This window comes from Kitasatospora sp. NPDC091276 (genome assembly GCF_040684355.1).
Taxonomy (GTDB): domain Bacteria; phylum Actinomycetota; class Actinomycetes; order Streptomycetales; family Streptomycetaceae; genus Kitasatospora.
The window spans coordinates 81,279-95,796 of sequence record NZ_JBFBFU010000003.1; the positions used below are offsets into that span (position 1 = coordinate 81,279).

General features: G+C 72.9%; 15 protein-coding genes. 11 read left to right on the forward strand and 4 right to left on the reverse strand.

Annotated elements, in window-relative coordinates:
* The first annotated feature begins 38 nt into the window (after positions 1–38).
* Complete coding sequence (locus tag AB0O19_RS04300) at positions 39–797, forward strand: phosphoglyceromutase (RefSeq protein WP_063348789.1); 759 nt, start codon at positions 39–41, stop codon at positions 795–797.
* 282 nt (positions 798–1,079) lie between these two features.
* Entirely contained in the window at positions 1,080–1,670 is a 591-nt protein-coding gene (locus tag AB0O19_RS04305) for a lytic polysaccharide monooxygenase (protein WP_063348790.1), read from the forward strand.
* A 114-nt stretch (positions 1,671–1,784) separates the two neighbouring features.
* Here the strand turns inward: AB0O19_RS04305 and AB0O19_RS04310 are convergent, their stop codons facing one another.
* Complete coding sequence (locus AB0O19_RS04310; RefSeq protein WP_063348791.1) at positions 1,785–1,964, reverse strand: hypothetical protein; 180 nt, start codon at positions 1,962–1,964, stop codon at positions 1,785–1,787.
* 277 nt (positions 1,965–2,241) lie between these two features.
* Complete coding sequence (gene phoU / locus AB0O19_RS04315; RefSeq protein ID WP_350878362.1) at positions 2,242–2,922, reverse strand: phosphate signaling complex protein PhoU; 681 nt, start codon at positions 2,920–2,922, stop codon at positions 2,242–2,244.
* A gap of 307 nt (positions 2,923–3,229) precedes the next feature.
* Here phoU and AB0O19_RS04320 point away from each other — a divergent pair, with 307 nt between their 5' ends.
* Both AB0O19_RS04320 and AB0O19_RS04325 read left to right on the forward strand, forming a co-directional pair.
* A complete protein-coding gene (locus tag AB0O19_RS04320) occupies positions 3,230–4,651 on the forward strand; it encodes an ATP-binding protein (protein ID WP_363617730.1) in 1,422 nt (473 codons plus the stop codon).
* Positions 4,652–4,653: 2 nt separating this feature from the next.
* Positions 4,654–5,349 carry a response regulator transcription factor gene (locus AB0O19_RS04325; protein ID WP_030061050.1) on the forward strand — a complete coding sequence of 232 codons (696 nt, stop codon included), beginning with the start codon at positions 4,654–4,656 and terminating at the stop codon, positions 5,347–5,349.
* Between the two features lie 109 nt (positions 5,350–5,458).
* Here the strand turns inward: AB0O19_RS04325 and AB0O19_RS04330 are convergent, their stop codons facing one another.
* Entirely contained in the window at positions 5,459–6,127 is a 669-nt protein-coding gene (locus AB0O19_RS04330; RefSeq protein WP_363617732.1) for a DUF461 domain-containing protein, read from the reverse strand.
* A 428-nt stretch (positions 6,128–6,555) separates the two neighbouring features.
* Here AB0O19_RS04330 and AB0O19_RS04335 point away from each other — a divergent pair, with 428 nt between their 5' ends.
* The 7 genes from AB0O19_RS04335 to AB0O19_RS04365 all read left to right on the forward strand — a co-directional run bounded on the left by AB0O19_RS04335 (position 6,556) and on the right by AB0O19_RS04365 (position 13,603).
* Positions 6,556–7,038, forward strand: coding sequence for a CarD family transcriptional regulator (locus tag AB0O19_RS04335; protein WP_030244332.1), 483 nt, complete (start codon positions 6,556–6,558; stop codon positions 7,036–7,038).
* Positions 7,039–7,314: 276 nt separating this feature from the next.
* On the forward strand, positions 7,315–8,070 hold the full coding sequence (gene ispD, locus AB0O19_RS04340) for a 2-C-methyl-D-erythritol 4-phosphate cytidylyltransferase (RefSeq protein ID WP_363582488.1): 756 nt from the start codon (positions 7,315–7,317) through the stop codon (positions 8,068–8,070).
* Entirely contained in the window at positions 8,060–8,581 is a 522-nt protein-coding gene (gene ispF, locus AB0O19_RS04345; RefSeq protein WP_363617734.1) for a 2-C-methyl-D-erythritol 2,4-cyclodiphosphate synthase, read from the forward strand. Before ispD ends, ispF begins: the two co-directional genes overlap by 11 nt.
* Before the next feature lie 146 nt (positions 8,582–8,727).
* Positions 8,728–9,120, forward strand: a complete 393-nt coding sequence (locus AB0O19_RS04350; RefSeq protein ID WP_063348796.1) for a PPOX class F420-dependent oxidoreductase — start codon at positions 8,728–8,730, stop codon at positions 9,118–9,120.
* Between the two features lie 94 nt (positions 9,121–9,214).
* On the forward strand, positions 9,215–10,624 hold the full coding sequence (gene cysS / locus AB0O19_RS04355) for a cysteine--tRNA ligase (RefSeq protein ID WP_363582347.1): 1,410 nt from the start codon (positions 9,215–9,217) through the stop codon (positions 10,622–10,624).
* Between the two features lie 135 nt (positions 10,625–10,759).
* On the forward strand, positions 10,760–11,752 hold the full coding sequence (gene rlmB, locus AB0O19_RS04360; protein WP_350878370.1) for a 23S rRNA (guanosine(2251)-2'-O)-methyltransferase RlmB: 993 nt from the start codon (positions 10,760–10,762) through the stop codon (positions 11,750–11,752).
* A 252-nt stretch (positions 11,753–12,004) separates the two neighbouring features.
* Positions 12,005–13,603 carry a DoxX family membrane protein gene (locus AB0O19_RS04365; protein WP_363617736.1) on the forward strand — a complete coding sequence of 533 codons (1,599 nt, stop codon included), beginning with the start codon at positions 12,005–12,007 and terminating at the stop codon, positions 13,601–13,603.
* Between the two features lie 112 nt (positions 13,604–13,715).
* Here the strand turns inward: AB0O19_RS04365 and AB0O19_RS04370 are convergent, their stop codons facing one another.
* Positions 13,716–14,507 (reverse strand): nucleotidyltransferase family protein, encoded by a 792-nt coding sequence (locus AB0O19_RS04370; RefSeq protein ID WP_363617738.1) that lies wholly within the window; start codon positions 14,505–14,507, stop codon positions 13,716–13,718.
* Between the last annotated feature and the right edge of the window lie 11 nt (positions 14,508–14,518).

Consider the following 14,518-nt stretch of genomic DNA (forward strand, 5'->3'; position numbering starts at 1 on the left):
GGACCAGCGCTTTTCCTGCCTCCACTAAGCTGGGGGCCATGGCTGACACGACGTACCGACTCATCCTGCTCCGCCACGGCGAGAGCCAGTGGAACCAGAAGAACCTGTTCACCGGTTGGGTCGACGTCGACCTCAACGAGAAGGGCGAGAAGGAGGCCGCGCGCGGTGGCGAGCTCCTGGCCGCCGAGGGCCTGTTCCCGGACGTGCTGCACACCTCGCTGCTCCGCCGTGCGATCCGCACCTCGCAGATCGCCCTGGACAAGGCCGACCGCCACTGGATCCCGGTCAGCCGCAGCTGGCGCCTGAACGAGCGACACTACGGTGCGCTCCAGGGCAAGGACAAGGCCCAGACCCTGGCCGAGTTCGGCGAGGAGCAGTTCCAGCTGTGGCGCCGCTCGTACGACACCCCGCCGCCGGTGCTGGCCGATGACGCCGAGTACTCGCAGGCCGGTGACGCCCGCTACGCGGACATCCCGAGCGAGCTGCGTCCGCGCACCGAGTGCCTGAAGGACGTCGTCGACCGGATGCTCCCGTACTGGTACGACGCCATCGTCCCGGACCTCGCCGCCGGCAAGACCGTCCTGGTCACCGCCCACGGCAACAGCCTGCGCGCGCTGGTCAAGCACCTCGACGGCATCTCCGACGAGGCCATCGCGGGCCTGAACATCCCGACCGGCATCCCGCTCGTGTACGAGCTCGACGCCGACTTCAAGCCCGTCACCAAGGGCGGCCGCTACCTCGACGCCGACGCTGCCGCCGCGGCCATCGAGGCGGTCAAGAACCAGGGCAAGAAGTAACCCGCCTGGCGAAACGGCCCCGCCTCCCGGTTCGCCGGGGGCGGGGCCTTCGTCGTTCAACCGGCCTGTGCGGAAGTCGAGTTGAGTCCGGATTCGGCGGCCGGATCCGGGCTCGTCCCAATAGTGGTTCAGACCATTGACGGGTGGCGGAGTCCGCTCCTACGGTGAGGGCGCCGGACTGCCGCAGGCATGCCAAGGATCTCCCCGTCCCGGCCGCCGCACCCCCACGCGCGCGCGTCTGCGTCCCGGCGCACTCTCCATCCACCCCCACGGAGGAGCATCATGCGCACACGTCACATCGTCGGGGCGGTGGTCGCCGCCCTCGCGGTGCCGCTCACCCTCGCCGTCCCGGCGCAGTCCCACGGGTACATCTCGACGCCGCCCAGCAGGGCCGCGCTCTGCGGAGCGGGCGGGGTGTCGTGGGACTGCGGCGACATCCAGTGGGAGCCGCAGAGCGTCGAGGGCCCCAAGGGCTTCCCGAACGCCGGGCCCGCCGACGGCACCATCTGCGCCGGCGGCAACTCCCGCTTCGCCGAGCTGGACGACCCGCACGGCGGCGCCTGGCCGACCACCGCGGTGACGGCGGGGCAACAGCTCACCTTCACCTGGACGTTCACCGCCCGGCACGCGACCACCGACTTCCGCTACTACCTGACCAAGCCGGGCTACGACGCGAGCCAGCCGGTCACCCGGGACAGCCTGGACCTGACGCCCTTCCTGATCGCCCCGTACGGCGGGAAGCAGGTGCCCAGCACGCTCAGCCACACCGCGACCGTCCCGAGCGGGCGCACCGGCCACCAGGTCGTGGTCGCGGTCTGGACGATCGCCGACACCGGGAACGCCTTCTACTCCTGCACCGACGTCCAGTTCTGACGCCCGGGGCGGCACGGTGACGCCGTGCCGCGGACGCGCGGCACCAGGACGCGCAACGAGGTGCACGGCCGACGGAAGGCCGTGCACCTCGGGAACTCCTCGGCGGCGGACCGCTCAGTGGCCGCCGCAGCAGCCGCCGTCCGCGCCGCCGCACTGGCAGGGCGCGCCGGACTGGCAGCCGCAGCCGCAGCCGGGGCCGCAGCCGCAGCCGGCCGCGAGGACGGGCAGGAGCTTCGGGGTGGGCGGCTCGACGGTTTCGTGGGCGCGTGCCGGTCGGGTGGGGTTGGCCTTCATCGAGCTGTTCCCTCCTAGTGACGGGCACAGTCCTGTGCCCCCAACGTCGAGTGAAGCCGCCGATCGGAGGGAGCGTCAACAGGCGCGCAGTGGTGGGATGTACGGGGCGTCGTGCGCCCCCACCACCCCTGTCGCAGGTTTACTCACCCCGCGGGGGGAGCGGCCGCCCCTTGAAGCCCCGAGCCCCGAGCCCCGAGCCCCGAGCCCCGAGCCCCGAGCTTGAGCCTGAGCCCCGAGACGCCGAGCCCCGAGGCGGCCGCACCGCACCCGCACGAGGTCACTCCGCCGCCGCGGCCTCCGAGGCGGCCACGAACTCGGCCACGTGCTCGCCCGTCACCAGGTACACCACGCGCTTGGCGACCGACACCGCGTGGTCCGCGAAGCGCTCGTAGTAGCGGCCGACCAGGGTGATGTCGACGGCGGTCTCGATGCCGTGGTGCCAGCGGTCGTCGATCAGGTGCGACAGCAGCTCGCGGTGCAGGGAGTCGATGGCGTCGTCGTCCTGCTCCAGCTCCAGGGCCTTGTCGACGTCCTTGGTGGCGATCACCAGGCCGGTCTTGGCCACCAGGCGCTGGGCGAGCTGGCCCATCTCCAGGACGGTGGAGTGCAGGTCGCCGGGCACGGCGGAGTCGGGGTAGCGCATCCGCGCGACCTTGGCGACGTGCCGGGCGAGGTCGCCGCAGCGCTCCAGGTCGGAGCTCATCCGCAGCGAGGTGACGACGATGCGCAGGTCGGTGGCGACCGGCTGCTGGCGGGCGAGCAGGTCGATCGCGCGGTTCTCCAGCTCGTGGTGGAGGTCGTTGATCTTCTCGTCGGCGGCGATCACGCTCTCCGCCAGCGCCAGGTCCGCGTCCAGGAGTGCGGTGGTGGCCCGGCCCAGGGCCGAGCCGACCAGTCGGGCCATCTCGACCAGGCTGTCGCCGATCGCATCGAGTTCCTCGTGGTACGCGTCGCGCATGCTCTCTCCTCAGTAGCTGTGTCGGTGGCGGTGCCGACCGGCCGGCCCGTCCGACGATCGTCTTGTCGTCCGGGTGACCGCTGCTGGTGGCGCGAATCGTACGCGCACACCTGAGACGGCGGCCGGTGGTTCGGCCCGCCGCCCACTCCCACACGGGCTGCATGGCCAACTCTGGGCCGTCCGGGCGACGATGCACGGCCGGTGTGGTGAATCAGCGGCCACGTGAAGGTGAATTCTCGGCAACGCGTGGCCGATGCCTTGATCGGGCCCTTGGGGAGTGGCCTGGCCGTGCGCTTACGCTGGCCACATGGACGTGAACGTGGCCGCCGCCGCTGCCTGCGCCATAGCCGGGCTCGGCGTCGGCCTCACGGCCTCCATCGCCTTCCGTTGGAGCGAGCGCGAGCAGGCCAGGGGCAGGTACGGCGGCACCAGCAGCAGACACCACGGTCGGCACCAGGGCTTGGGCGCCGGCACCCCGGAGCCCCCGCTGCCGCCGGGGGTGGACACCGTCCTCTCCGTCCTCCGCTCCTGCGCGATCGTGCTGGGCGAGGGCGACGAGGTGGTCAAGGCCAGCTCCGCGGCGTACGCGATGGGACTGGTGCGCGGCGGCGCGGTCGCCGTGGACCAGATGCTCTCGCTGGCGCGTGCCACCCGCCGGGACGGCGAGATCCGCCAGGTCGAGCTGGAGGTGCCCCGCCCCGGCGTGGCCCGTGCGGGCGAGCCGCTCGCGGTCTCCGTCCGGGTCGCCCCGCTGGGCTCCCGGCTGGTGCTGGTGCTGGTCGAGGACCAGACCGAGCGCCGCCGGGTGGAGGCGGTCCGCCGGGACTTCGTGGCCAACGTCAGCCACGAGCTGAAGACCCCGGTGGGCGCCCTGTCGCTGCTCTCCGAGGCGGTCGCCGACGCGTCCGACGACCCGGAGGCGGTGCAGCGCTTCGCCGGCCGGATGCAGATCGAGGCGACCAGGCTGGCCAGCCTGGTCCAGGAGATCATCGACCTCTCCCGGGTGCAGGACGACCGGCTGATGGTGGATCCGGAGCCCGTCGCGGTGGACGAGCTGATCGCCGAGGCGATCGACCGCTGCCGCCAGCAGGCCGCCGCCAAGCAGATCCTGATCACGGCCGGCGGCATCGCCGGGCTCTACCTGCACGGCAACCGCGGCCAGCTCGCCGCGGCGCTCGGCAACCTGGTCGAGAACGCCGTCAACTACAGTCCTCCCCGTACCCGGGTGGCGATCGCCACCCGCCGGATCTCCAGCGCCGCGGCGCTCGGGGAGGCGGACGGCGAGCTGATCGAGATCTCGGTCACCGACCAGGGCATCGGCATCTCGGAGAAGGACCGCGAGCGGGTCTTCGAGCGCTTCTACCGGGTCGATCCGGCCCGCTCCCGGGCGACCGGCGGAACCGGCCTCGGCCTGTCCATCGTCAAGCACGTCGCCGCCTCGCACGGCGGCACGGTCTCGGTGTGGAGCGTCGAGGGCCAGGGTTCGACCTTCACCATCCGCCTGCCCGCCGGGCAGGCGCCCGAGGCCGAGGACGGCGACGACCTCGACGACACCGGCGACCTCGGCACCCGCGGTGCCACCGGCGGCCGTGGCGCCGCCGCCTCGCCCACCAGAACCCTCACCACGGACCGGACGGCCACCACAGGCCGCACGGACCGTCCGCTCCCCACGGGGGAGCGGGAACACCCCCTGTCAGACGCAACCCCCCAGCTTGCCCCGGAGGCCTGATCGTGACCCGAGTACTGGTGGTCGAGGACGAGGAGTCGTTCAGCGACGCCCTGTCGTACATGCTCCGCAAGGAGGGCTTCGAGGTGGCCGTCGCCGCCACCGGCCCCGACGCCCTGGAGCAGTTCGAGCGCAACGGCGCCGACCTCGTCCTGCTCGACCTGATGCTGCCGGGCCTGCCGGGCACCGAGGTCTGCCGTCAGCTGCGGGTGCGTTCCAACGTGCCGGTGATCATGGTCACCGCCAAGGACAGCGAGATCGACAAGGTGGTCGGTCTGGAAATAGGTGCGGACGACTACGTCACCAAGCCCTACTCCACCCGTGAGCTGGTCGCCCGGATCCGGGCGGTGCTGCGCCGCCGCGGCGAGGACGGCGGTGCCGGCGAGAACGGCGGCGGCCCGGGCGCCCTGGAGGCGGGCCCGGTCCGGATGGACGTCGACCGGCACGTGGTGACCGTGGACGGCGCCAAGGTCGACCTCCCGCTGAAGGAGTTCGACCTGCTGGAGATGCTGCTGCGCAACGCGGGCCGGGTGCTCACCCGCATGCAGCTGATCGACCGGGTGTGGGGCGCGGACTACGTCGGCGACACCAAGACCCTGGACGTCCACGTGAAGCGCCTGCGGGCCAAGATCGAGCCGGACCCGGGCGCCCCGCGCTACCTGGTCACGGTCCGCGGCCTGGGCTACAAGTTCGAGCCGTAAACCGCGGGCGCGGACAGACGCGGAAGGCCCCCGCCGGCAGTCGCCGGAGGGGGCCTTCGCGTTGGTGTCCGGCAGGCCCGGGAGGGCCCGCCGGACACCATGTGGTGCGTCAGTGGGCGCCGGCGGACTGGGTGGCACCCGGGGTGGCGGCACCGGACGGCGTGGCCGCACCGGTGGTGGCCGGGGCGGCCGGGGTGGTGGTGCCGGCGGCCGGGGTGGTCGCGGCGGCGGTGGCGCCCTTGGTGGGCACGGCCGCCGGGGCCGACGTCGGGCCGAAGCCCTTGTAGAGGCCCTTGTTCGGGCTCACGCCGGCCTGGGCGTCGACCTTCTGGCCGTCCTTGAAGGTGAACGAGGTGGGGACGAAGCCGCCGACCTGGACGCCGACCGAGGCGACCTTGGCGGACGGGTTGCCCTCGCCACCGATCGCCACGGCGCCGCCGGCCGGGACGACGATGGTGGACAGCGGGGCGCCCGCGGCGTCGGAGAACGCGGCGGTGGCACCGTTGCCGACGGTGACGGACTGCAGCTCCGCCGGGGTGCTGCCCGTGTTGGCGATGTTGACGGTCACGTTGGCGGGACCGTTGTGCTCGCCCGAGGACTCGTCCCCGGTGACGACCACGATGTTGTTCAGCCGAAGGTTCGTTCCGAGGGTTGCCGCCGCGTTGTCGGGCTTGACCTGCAGCGTGTCCGGCGTGTTGCCGGCGGCGCAGGACGACAGCGAGGCGATGGCGATGGCGGCGATGGCGGCGATGCTGCCGCGTCGAAGGCTGCGGCTCACGGCGGCGGCTTCTCCTAAGTCAACGTGTCGATAGGTCAGGTCTCAGATTATCGACCTCACTTATGCGCTCCTCACGGGGTGGTCCCCGTGTCGCACTCCCGGGGTTCGCGGGGCGGCCGTCCGGCCGCACTTGTGGCGTGTCCGGGTCACTCTCGGGACAAGCTTCGACCAAGATCGAATAACGATGCGGATACGGCCCGATAAACGGTGAAAACCCAAGATCCAATCATGGTTTCCAGGGTGTTGCGCAAGGTTTCGCCGAACGCCGGAACCGCCTCCGACCTGCGGGAAGCCTCCCTCGAACACCGGTCGCAGCACGTCATGGGGGTCCTTGTCAAGCCCCGAGACCGGCCCTGACCTGCGAAAACGCCCTTCGGGTGCGCTGAAAAGCGTGTTATTCTGGAAAGCCACGGAAGGGGTCCTGTCACATGACGTTCAAGGTTGGCGACACGGTGGTCTACCCCCATCACGGGGCCGCGCTGATCGAGGCCATCGAAATTCGCCAGATCAAAGGTGTGGACAAGACCTACCTGGTGCTCAAGGTGCAGCAGGGAGACCTGACGCTCCGCGTGCCCGCTGAGAACGCGGAGTTCGTCGGCGTGCGCGATGTAGTCGGCCAGGAGGGTCTGGACCGGGTCTTCGAGGTGCTGCGCGCACCGTACACCGAAGAGCCGACCAACTGGTCCCGTCGCTACAAGGCGAACCTGGAGAAGCTCGCCTCTGGTGACGTTATCAAGGTCGCCGAGGTTGTGCGCGACCTCTGGCGCCGTGAGCGCGAGCGCGGCCTCTCGGCCGGCGAGAAGCGGATGCTCGCGAAGGCGCGCCAGATCCTCGTCAGCGAGCTCGCGCTGGCGGAGAACACCAACGAGGACAAGGCGGAGACGCTGCTCGACGAGGTGCTGGCCTCGTAGCGCAGTCGGGCTGCCGCCCACCGCTCACAGCGCCCGGTGTCGGCGCGCCGCTCCCAGGACGAAGCGTCCCGGGGTGGTGCAGTGGCACTTCGGGCGCTGAGGCGTGTCCGGACGACGCCCCCGAGCCGGTCCAGGCCCGGCAAGACCGTTTTCCGTCCTGCAAGACCGATTCTGCGGGATTGTGCGGCGGACGGTTGGACCGTAATTCTTCGGAAGGGGCCCGTAGCGCCCGCCGGGCACGCCAAGGCCATACCCACTTCTCCGAAGGAGTGAAACCTGAACGCCTCAGCAGCAGTCGCAGCAGCAGTGGTGCCCGCCGCCGGACGCGGTGAGCGGCTGGGACCCGGTGCCCCGAAGGCCCTGCGGGAACTGGGCGGCGTGCCGCTCCTGGTGCACGCCGTGCGGGCGCTGGCCCGCAGTCGGGCGGTCGGCCTGGTCGTGGTCGCCGCGCCCGCCGACGGGGTGGCCGAGGTGGTCGCCCTGCTGGACAGCCACGGGCTGGACGGCAAGGACATCCGGGTGGTCGCCGGCGGCGCCACCCGCCAGGAGTCGGTCCGGCTCGGCCTGGCCGCGATCCCGGCCGAGGTGGAGATCGTCCTGGTGCACGACGCGGCCCGCCCGCTCGTCCCGGTCGAGGTGGTGGACGCGGTGGCGGCCGCCGTCCGGGCCGGGGCCGGGGCGGTGGTGCCCGCGGTGCCGCTGGCCGACACGGTGAAGCGGGTCGAGCCGAGCCCGGGCCGCCCCGAGCCGGTGCTCGACACGCCCGACCGGGCCACCCTGCGCGCGGTCCAGACCCCGCAGGGCTTCGACCGGGCCACTCTGGTCGGGGTGCACGCCAAGGCGCTGGCCGAGGAGGCCGCGGGCGCCGACGGCGCGCCGCCGGTCACCGACGACGCGGGCCTGGTGGAGCGCTACGGCGGCCAGGTCGTCGTGGTGCCCGGCCACGAGGAGGCGTTCAAGGTCACCCGTCCACTGGACCTCGTGCTCGCCGAGGCCGTACTCGCCCGCCGGAGGGCCGCCGATGCCTACTGACCCGCTGACGCCCGCCGACCAGGCCCCGGCCCCCGTGCTGCCGCGCGTGGGCATCGGCACCGACGTGCACGCCTTCGAGGCCGGCCGCCCGCTCTGGGTGGCCGGACTGGAGTGGCCGGACGCCGGGGTCGGGCTCTCCGGGCACTCGGACGCCGACGTCGCCGCGCACGCGGCCTGCGACGCGCTGTTCTCGGCCGCCGGGATCGGCGACCTGGGCGCGCACTTCGGCACCGACCGGCCGGAGTGGGCCGGCGCCTCCGGGGTGAAGCTGCTCGGTGAGGCGGCCCGGCTGGTGCGCGCGGAGGGCTTCGAGATCGGCAACATCGCGGTCCAGGTGGTCGGCGTCCGGCCGAAGATCGGCAAGCGGCGGGCCGAGGCGCAGGCCGCGCTGTCGGCCGCGGCCGGTGCGCCGGTGTCGGTGTCCGGCACCACCACGGACGGCCTGGGCCTGACCGGCCGGGCCGAGGGGCTGGCCGCGATCGCCACGGCCCTGGTGTACGAACGGCGTTGAGCCGGGCGCGGTCAGCAGGGCCGGAATAGACGGGCCCTGACGAGTGTTCACCCGGCGTGGCGGTGGATCGGTCGGTAGTGTGCGGTTCCGGGCCCGGGCGGGGCTTCCCCTCGGGCCGTACCGCCGACGATGAGAAGAGGTTCTCGATGGGCGTCGAACTCTCTGGCCCCGCCAAGGAATTGCTCGACCGCAAGAGTTTCGCCGTGGTGTCCACGATCCAGCCCGACGGCAGCCCCCAGTCCTCGGTCGTCTGGGTCACGCGGGACGGCGACGACATCCTGTTCTCCACCGTCCAGGGCCGCCGCAAGCACCTCAATCTGGTGCGGGACCCGCGCATCTCGCTCGTGGTCAACCCGCCGGAGAACCCGTACGAGTACGTCGAGGTGCGCGGCTCGGCGACGATGACCACCGAGGGCGGCCGGGAGCTGATCAACGAACTGTCCCGCAAGTACCGCGGCGAGGAGTACGGGTTCGACGGCCCGGACGACGTCCGGGTGGTCGTCCGGCTCAGCCCGCGCAAGGTGGTCGGCAACATCTGACCGGCCCGCGCGGCCCGTGGTTCCCCGGGAGTGGGGCATATCATTCCCGGGGAATGTCGCGGGGCACCCCCTCCTGCCCACTACGCTTGACGCTGTGAGCATTCGCCTGTACGACACCAGCACCCGCCAGGTACGCGACTTCGTCCCGCTTGTACCGGGTTGTGTCTCGATCTACCTGTGCGGCGCTACCGTCCAGTCGGCGCCTCATATCGGGCACATCCGGTCCGGTCTCAACTTCGACATCATGCAGCGGTGGTTCGCCTACCGCGGCTACCAGGTCACCTTCGCCCGGAACGTCACCGACATCGACGACAAGGTGATCGCCAAGGAGCGCGAGTTCGGCATCCCGTGGTGGCAGATCGCCTACGAGAACGAGCGGGCGTTCAACGACGGTTACACCGCGCTCGGCTGCCTGCCGCCGACCGTCGAGCCGCGGGCCACCGGGCACATCCCCGAGATGGTCGAGATGATGCGGGGGCTCATCGAGAAGGGCCACGCCTACGCGGCCGACGGCAACGTCTACTTCGACGTGAAGTCGTACCCGGACTACCTCGCGCTCTCCAACCAGAAGCTGGCCGACCTGCGCCAGCCCGAGGGCGAGGGCGAGACCGGCAAGCGGGACCAGCGCGACTTCGCGATGTGGAAGGCCGCCAAGCCGGGCGAGCCGAGCTGGGAGACCCCGTGGGGCCGTGGCCGGCCGGGCTGGCACCTGGAGTGCTCGGCGATGGTCCACAAGTACCTCGGCCCGGCCTTCGACATCCACGGCGGCGGGCTGGACCTGATCTTCCCGCACCACGAGAACGAGATCGCCCAGTCCAAGGCCTACGGCGACGCCTTCGCCAGCTTCTGGGTGCACAACGCCTGGGTCACCATGGCCGGCGAGAAGATGAGCAAGTCGCTGGGCAACTCGGTGCTGGTCTCCGAGATGGTCCAGCGCTGGCGTCCGATCGTGCTCCGCTACTACCTCGGCACCCCGCACTACCGCTCGATGATCGAGTACAGCGAGGACGCCCTGCGCGAGGCCGAGGCCGGGTTCGGCCGGATCGAGGGCTTCATCCAGCGCACCGTCGAGCGCTGCGGGGCGGTCGACGCCGCCCCCGAGGTGCCGCCGGCCTTCGCCGAGGCGATGGACGACGACCTGGGCGTTCCGCAGGCGCTCGCCGTCGTGCACACCGCCGTCCGCCAGGGCAACAGCGCCCTGAACGCGGACGACAAGGAGAACGCGGTGGCGCGTCTGGCCGAGGTCCGTGCGATGCTCGGAGTGCTGGGTCTCGACCCGCTCGCCCCGCAGTGGGCAGGGTCGGAGCGCGGCGAGCCTGGGACAATGAAGAGCATGCACGGTGTGGTCGACTCGCTGGTCCGCCTGGTCCTGGACCAGCGGCAGGCGGCGCGTCAGCGCAAGGACTTCGCCACCGCGGACGCCATCCGCGACCAGCTCGGCCTGGCCGGGCTGGTGATCGAGGACACCCCGTCCGGCCCGCGCTGGACGATCAACAGCCAGTAACCCCATCTGACGATCGGGGTGAGGGTGGGCCGTACCGGACCGGTGCGGCCCTCCCGCATGACGTAGCGCATGCAGTCGGCCGCCGCCGGACAGAACGGGGCGGCCGGGCATGCCGGACAGACAGGAAGTACAGCCATGGCCGGCAACAGCCAGCGCAGGAACCGCCGCAACCCCGGGTCGAAGAAGGGCGCGTCTGTCGGTACCGGCGGCCACAGCCGGAAGGCGCTCCAGGGCAAGGGCCCGACCCCGCCCGGAGCGGAGCGCAAGGGCCACCCGAAGCAGCGCGCCGCCAACGCCGCGGTCAAGCGCGAGCGGGACGCCAAGGCCCGCGCCGGCATGCGCCGCGCCGGCGGCGCCGGTCGCGGCGGCCGGGGCGGCGCGGGCAGCGCCGAGCTCGTCTTCGGCCGCAACTCGGTCGTCGAGGCCCTTCAGGGCGGCGTCCCGGCCACCGCGCTGTACGTCCAGCAGTTCGTCGACACCGACGACCGCGTCCGCGAGGCCTTCCAGGCCGCCAACGACCGCGGCATCCCGCTGATGGAGGCCCCGCGCCCGCAGCTGGACCAGATGACCGGCGGGCTCAACCACCAGGGCCTCGTGCTCCAGGTGCCGCCGTACGAGTACGCGCACCCCGACGACCTGCTGGTTGAGGCCTCCGACTCGGGCCAGGACGCGCTGATCATCGCGCTGGACGGCGTCACCGACTCGCGCAACCTCGGCGCCGTGGTCCGCTCCGCCGCCGCCTTCGGCGCGCACGGCGTGGTCATCCCCGAGCGCCGCGCGGCCGGTATGACCGCCGGCGCCTGGAAGACCTCCTCCGGCGCCGCCGCCCGTCTGCCCGTCGCCCGGGCCACCAACCTCACCCGCACCCTGGAGGCCTACCAGAAGGCCGGTCTCATGGTGGTCGGCCTGGCCGCCGACGGCGAGGCCGAGCTGGGCGACCTGGAGCTGCTGACCGGCCCGGTGGTGATCGTCGCGGGCAGCGAGGGCAAGGGTCTGTCCCGGCTGGTCTCGGAGACCTGCGACATGCGGGTGCGGATCCCGATGTCCGGGCTGACCGAGTCGCTGAACGCCGGTGTCGCGGCGGGCATCGTGCTCTACGAGGCCGCGCGACTGCGCGCCAAGCGCTGAGCACAGCCGGTGTGCGGGGCGCAGGGGAACTTCTGAATTCTCCGCAATCCGAGTGAAAAGCGATCGGGCCCGACCAGGCCCGATCGCTTTTCTCATGATCATTTCAAGTATGCGCCGGACATCCACTCGGGAGAGTGTCCTAAGCGGTGGTCACCCGGTTAGACGGGCGTGGACACCAGAACACCTCGGCGCCCCCTGTTCGGCGGCGGCAGCACCGGGATAGACGCGGGCCCCGGCCTTGACACGGTCAAGGTGCCGTCCGACCCCGCGCGCCTCAGCATCACCCAGGCGAGCTTCCGGCTCCGGCTCGGCGCCCCGGTGGCGCCGCTGATCGAGGCCCCGGCCGGACTGCTGTCCACCGGCGCCGCGTTCGGCGACCCGTACGCCAACCAGGGCCTGATCCGCCGTCCGCTGGTCACCCCGCAGGTCGTGGTGCCCGCCTCCGCCGTCCCGGCGCTCGCGGGGGCCGCCGGGGGCGGTGCGCCGCGCCGCAAGGGCCGGGTCACCGCCGTCACCTGGACCGGGCAGGCGCCCCCCGGGGACCTCGCGGCCACCCAGCTGCTGGACGCCGTCCGGCTCACCGGCTCCGGACCCGACGGCGGCGGCCCGGGCGTGTCGGACACCCGGGTGATCCCGTCCTACTCGGGCGCCCGGACCGTCCCGCGCCAGCCCCGGGAGGGTGCCGGCACCGCCACCGACGCGGGCATCGGCCCGGTCGGCGCACCGCAGGGCTGGACCCCGAGCGGCGAGCTCCCCGAGGTCTCCGCGACGGCCGCCGAGGGCAAGCAGCCCTGGTACCCCGGCCGCCGGGTCGACCTCGGCCTGGTCCTGCTGCCGCTGCGCGCCGTCCTCGGCTCGCTGTCCGTCTACGCCGGGTTCAGCAAGCTCTGCGACCCGGTCTACTTCGACGGCGGCGAGCGCGGCTCGATGATGCGCTGGCTCGCCTCGCTGCACCCCTGGAAGGTCGCCGAACCGCTGCTGGCCTTCGCCATGGCGCACCCGGTCGGTGCCGGCCTGGTGGTGTCGTTCACCCAGGTCGTGGTCGGCGTGCTGACCCTCCTCGGCCTCTGGCAGCGGCTCGCGGCCGGGGCGGCGATGCTCCTCTCCGCCGCGCTGCTGTTCACCGTCAGCTGGCGGGCCGTGCCGGTCTACGACACCCCCGACCTGATCTTCCTGGCGGCCTGGAGCCCGCTGCTGATCGCCGGAGCGCCGTTCGCCTCCCTGGACGGGCGGCTCAACCTGGAGGCCTGGCGGCGCTACGGCGCCGACGCGCCCGCCGCGCTGCGCCGCCGGGTGCTGCGCCGCGGCACGGTGGTCACCACGGTCGTGGTCGGGGCGACCCTGCTGCTCGGCTCGATGCTCGGCGCGGCGGTGCGGACCGGGGCCCGGACGCACCAGGCACCGGCCCGTCCGGCCACCGACTACGGCACGCCGGTCTGGCCCAGCGGCGCCCCGACCGGCACCCCGGGCGGCCAGGGCTCGTCCACCTCGCCCTCGCCCGCCCCGCGCCCGGCCACCCCCACGCCGAGCCCGACCACCCCGCCCTCCTCCGCCCCGGCAACCCGCCCGGGCAGCCCGACGCCGAGCGGCAAGGGGCACTCCACCAAGGCGGAGACCGGGGCCGGCACGACCCCGACCCCCGCCGCGCCGTCCGCCGCCGCGCCGTCGGCCGGTTCCTCGCCCGCCCAGCGCAGCACCCCGGCCCCCGCCGGCTCGGGGGCGGCGTCCAAGCCCAGCCCGAGCTCGGGGGCGAGCCCCGGGCTGCTCGGCGGGGTGCTGGGCAGCGGCCCGCTCGCCGACCTGTCCGGCGGCGCCCGCTCCTCCCACCCGGGGGCGCCCACGTCCACCTGACGGCCCGTGGACGCGATCGGCCGGGTGCTCCTTGGCGGAGCACCCGGCCGATCGTCGTGCGCAGGGGGCCGAGGTGCTGGGGCGCGGGTGCTGGGGCGCCCGGGGGCGGCGGTTACTGCGGTGTGCGGCCGGCCCCGGAGGCGAGCTCCTTGGCCGCCTCGGTGAGGTCCTTCGCGGTGTCGATGGCGCGCCAGTACACGCCCTGCGGCAGCTGGTAGCCCGCCAGCCGCTTGCTGCGCGCCAGCTGCGGGAACGTGGTGCGCTCGTGGTCGCCCACGTCCGGCAGCAGCTCGGCGAACTCCGGGCTGAACACGTACAGCCCGGCGTTGATCAGGAACGGCGAGGGCGGCGCCTCGATGAAGTCCAGCACGTTGCCGAACTGGTCGGTCTCCACCGCCCCCCACGGGATCCGCGGCCGGGCCAGCGCGAGCGTCGCGACGGCGTCCCGCTCGTGGTGGAAGGCGGCCATGTCGCGCAGGCTGAACCGGGTCCAGATGTCGCCGTTGGTGGCGTACCAGGGCTCGTCTGGGCGGGGCAGCGCCTTGGCCGCGTACTTGAGGCCGCCGCCGCGTCCGAGCGGCTCCTCCTCGACCACCGTGCGCACGCGCAGCGGCAGATCCGCCTTGTCGAGCCACTCCTCCAGCACGGCGGCGAGGTGCCCGCAGGAGACCACCGCGTCGGTGACGCCCTCGGAGGCCAGCCAGGCCAGCTGGTGGCCGAGGATCGGCGTGCCCGTCCCGGGGATCTCGACCAGCGGCTTCGGGCGGTCGTCCGTGTAGGGCCGCAGCCGCGAGCCCTGGCCGCCGGCCAGGATCACGGCCTGGGTGACGGGCGTCGTGGTCGGCCGGGACGGGTGGGTCGGCGGGGACGCGAGGTCGGCGGTGGGGCCGGAGTCAGCGGTCATGCCTGAAGAAT

Excerpts from the sequence above, each read along its gene's own strand:
- AB0O19_RS04300 (WP_063348789.1), top strand. The coding sequence starts at position 39 with ATGGCTGACACGACGTACCGACTCATCCTGCTCCGCCACGGCGAGAGC.
- AB0O19_RS04305 (WP_063348790.1), top strand. The coding sequence starts at position 1,080 with ATGCGCACACGTCACATCGTCGGGGCGGTGGTCGCCGCCCTCGCGGTG.
- AB0O19_RS04310 (WP_063348791.1), bottom strand. The coding sequence starts at position 1,964 with ATGAAGGCCAACCCCACCCGACCGGCACGCGCCCACGAAACCGTCGAG.
- phoU (WP_350878362.1), bottom strand. The coding sequence starts at position 2,922 with ATGCGCGACGCGTACCACGAGGAACTCGATGCGATCGGCGACAGCCTG.
- AB0O19_RS04320 (WP_363617730.1), top strand. The coding sequence starts at position 3,230 with ATGGACGTGAACGTGGCCGCCGCCGCTGCCTGCGCCATAGCCGGGCTC.
- AB0O19_RS04335 (WP_030244332.1), top strand. The coding sequence starts at position 6,556 with ATGACGTTCAAGGTTGGCGACACGGTGGTCTACCCCCATCACGGGGCC.
- ispF (WP_363617734.1), top strand. The coding sequence starts at position 8,060 with ATGCCTACTGACCCGCTGACGCCCGCCGACCAGGCCCCGGCCCCCGTG.
- AB0O19_RS04350 (WP_063348796.1), top strand. The coding sequence starts at position 8,728 with ATGGGCGTCGAACTCTCTGGCCCCGCCAAGGAATTGCTCGACCGCAAG.
- rlmB (WP_350878370.1), top strand. The coding sequence starts at position 10,760 with ATGGCCGGCAACAGCCAGCGCAGGAACCGCCGCAACCCCGGGTCGAAG.
- AB0O19_RS04370 (WP_363617738.1), bottom strand. The coding sequence starts at position 14,507 with ATGACCGCTGACTCCGGCCCCACCGCCGACCTCGCGTCCCCGCCGACC.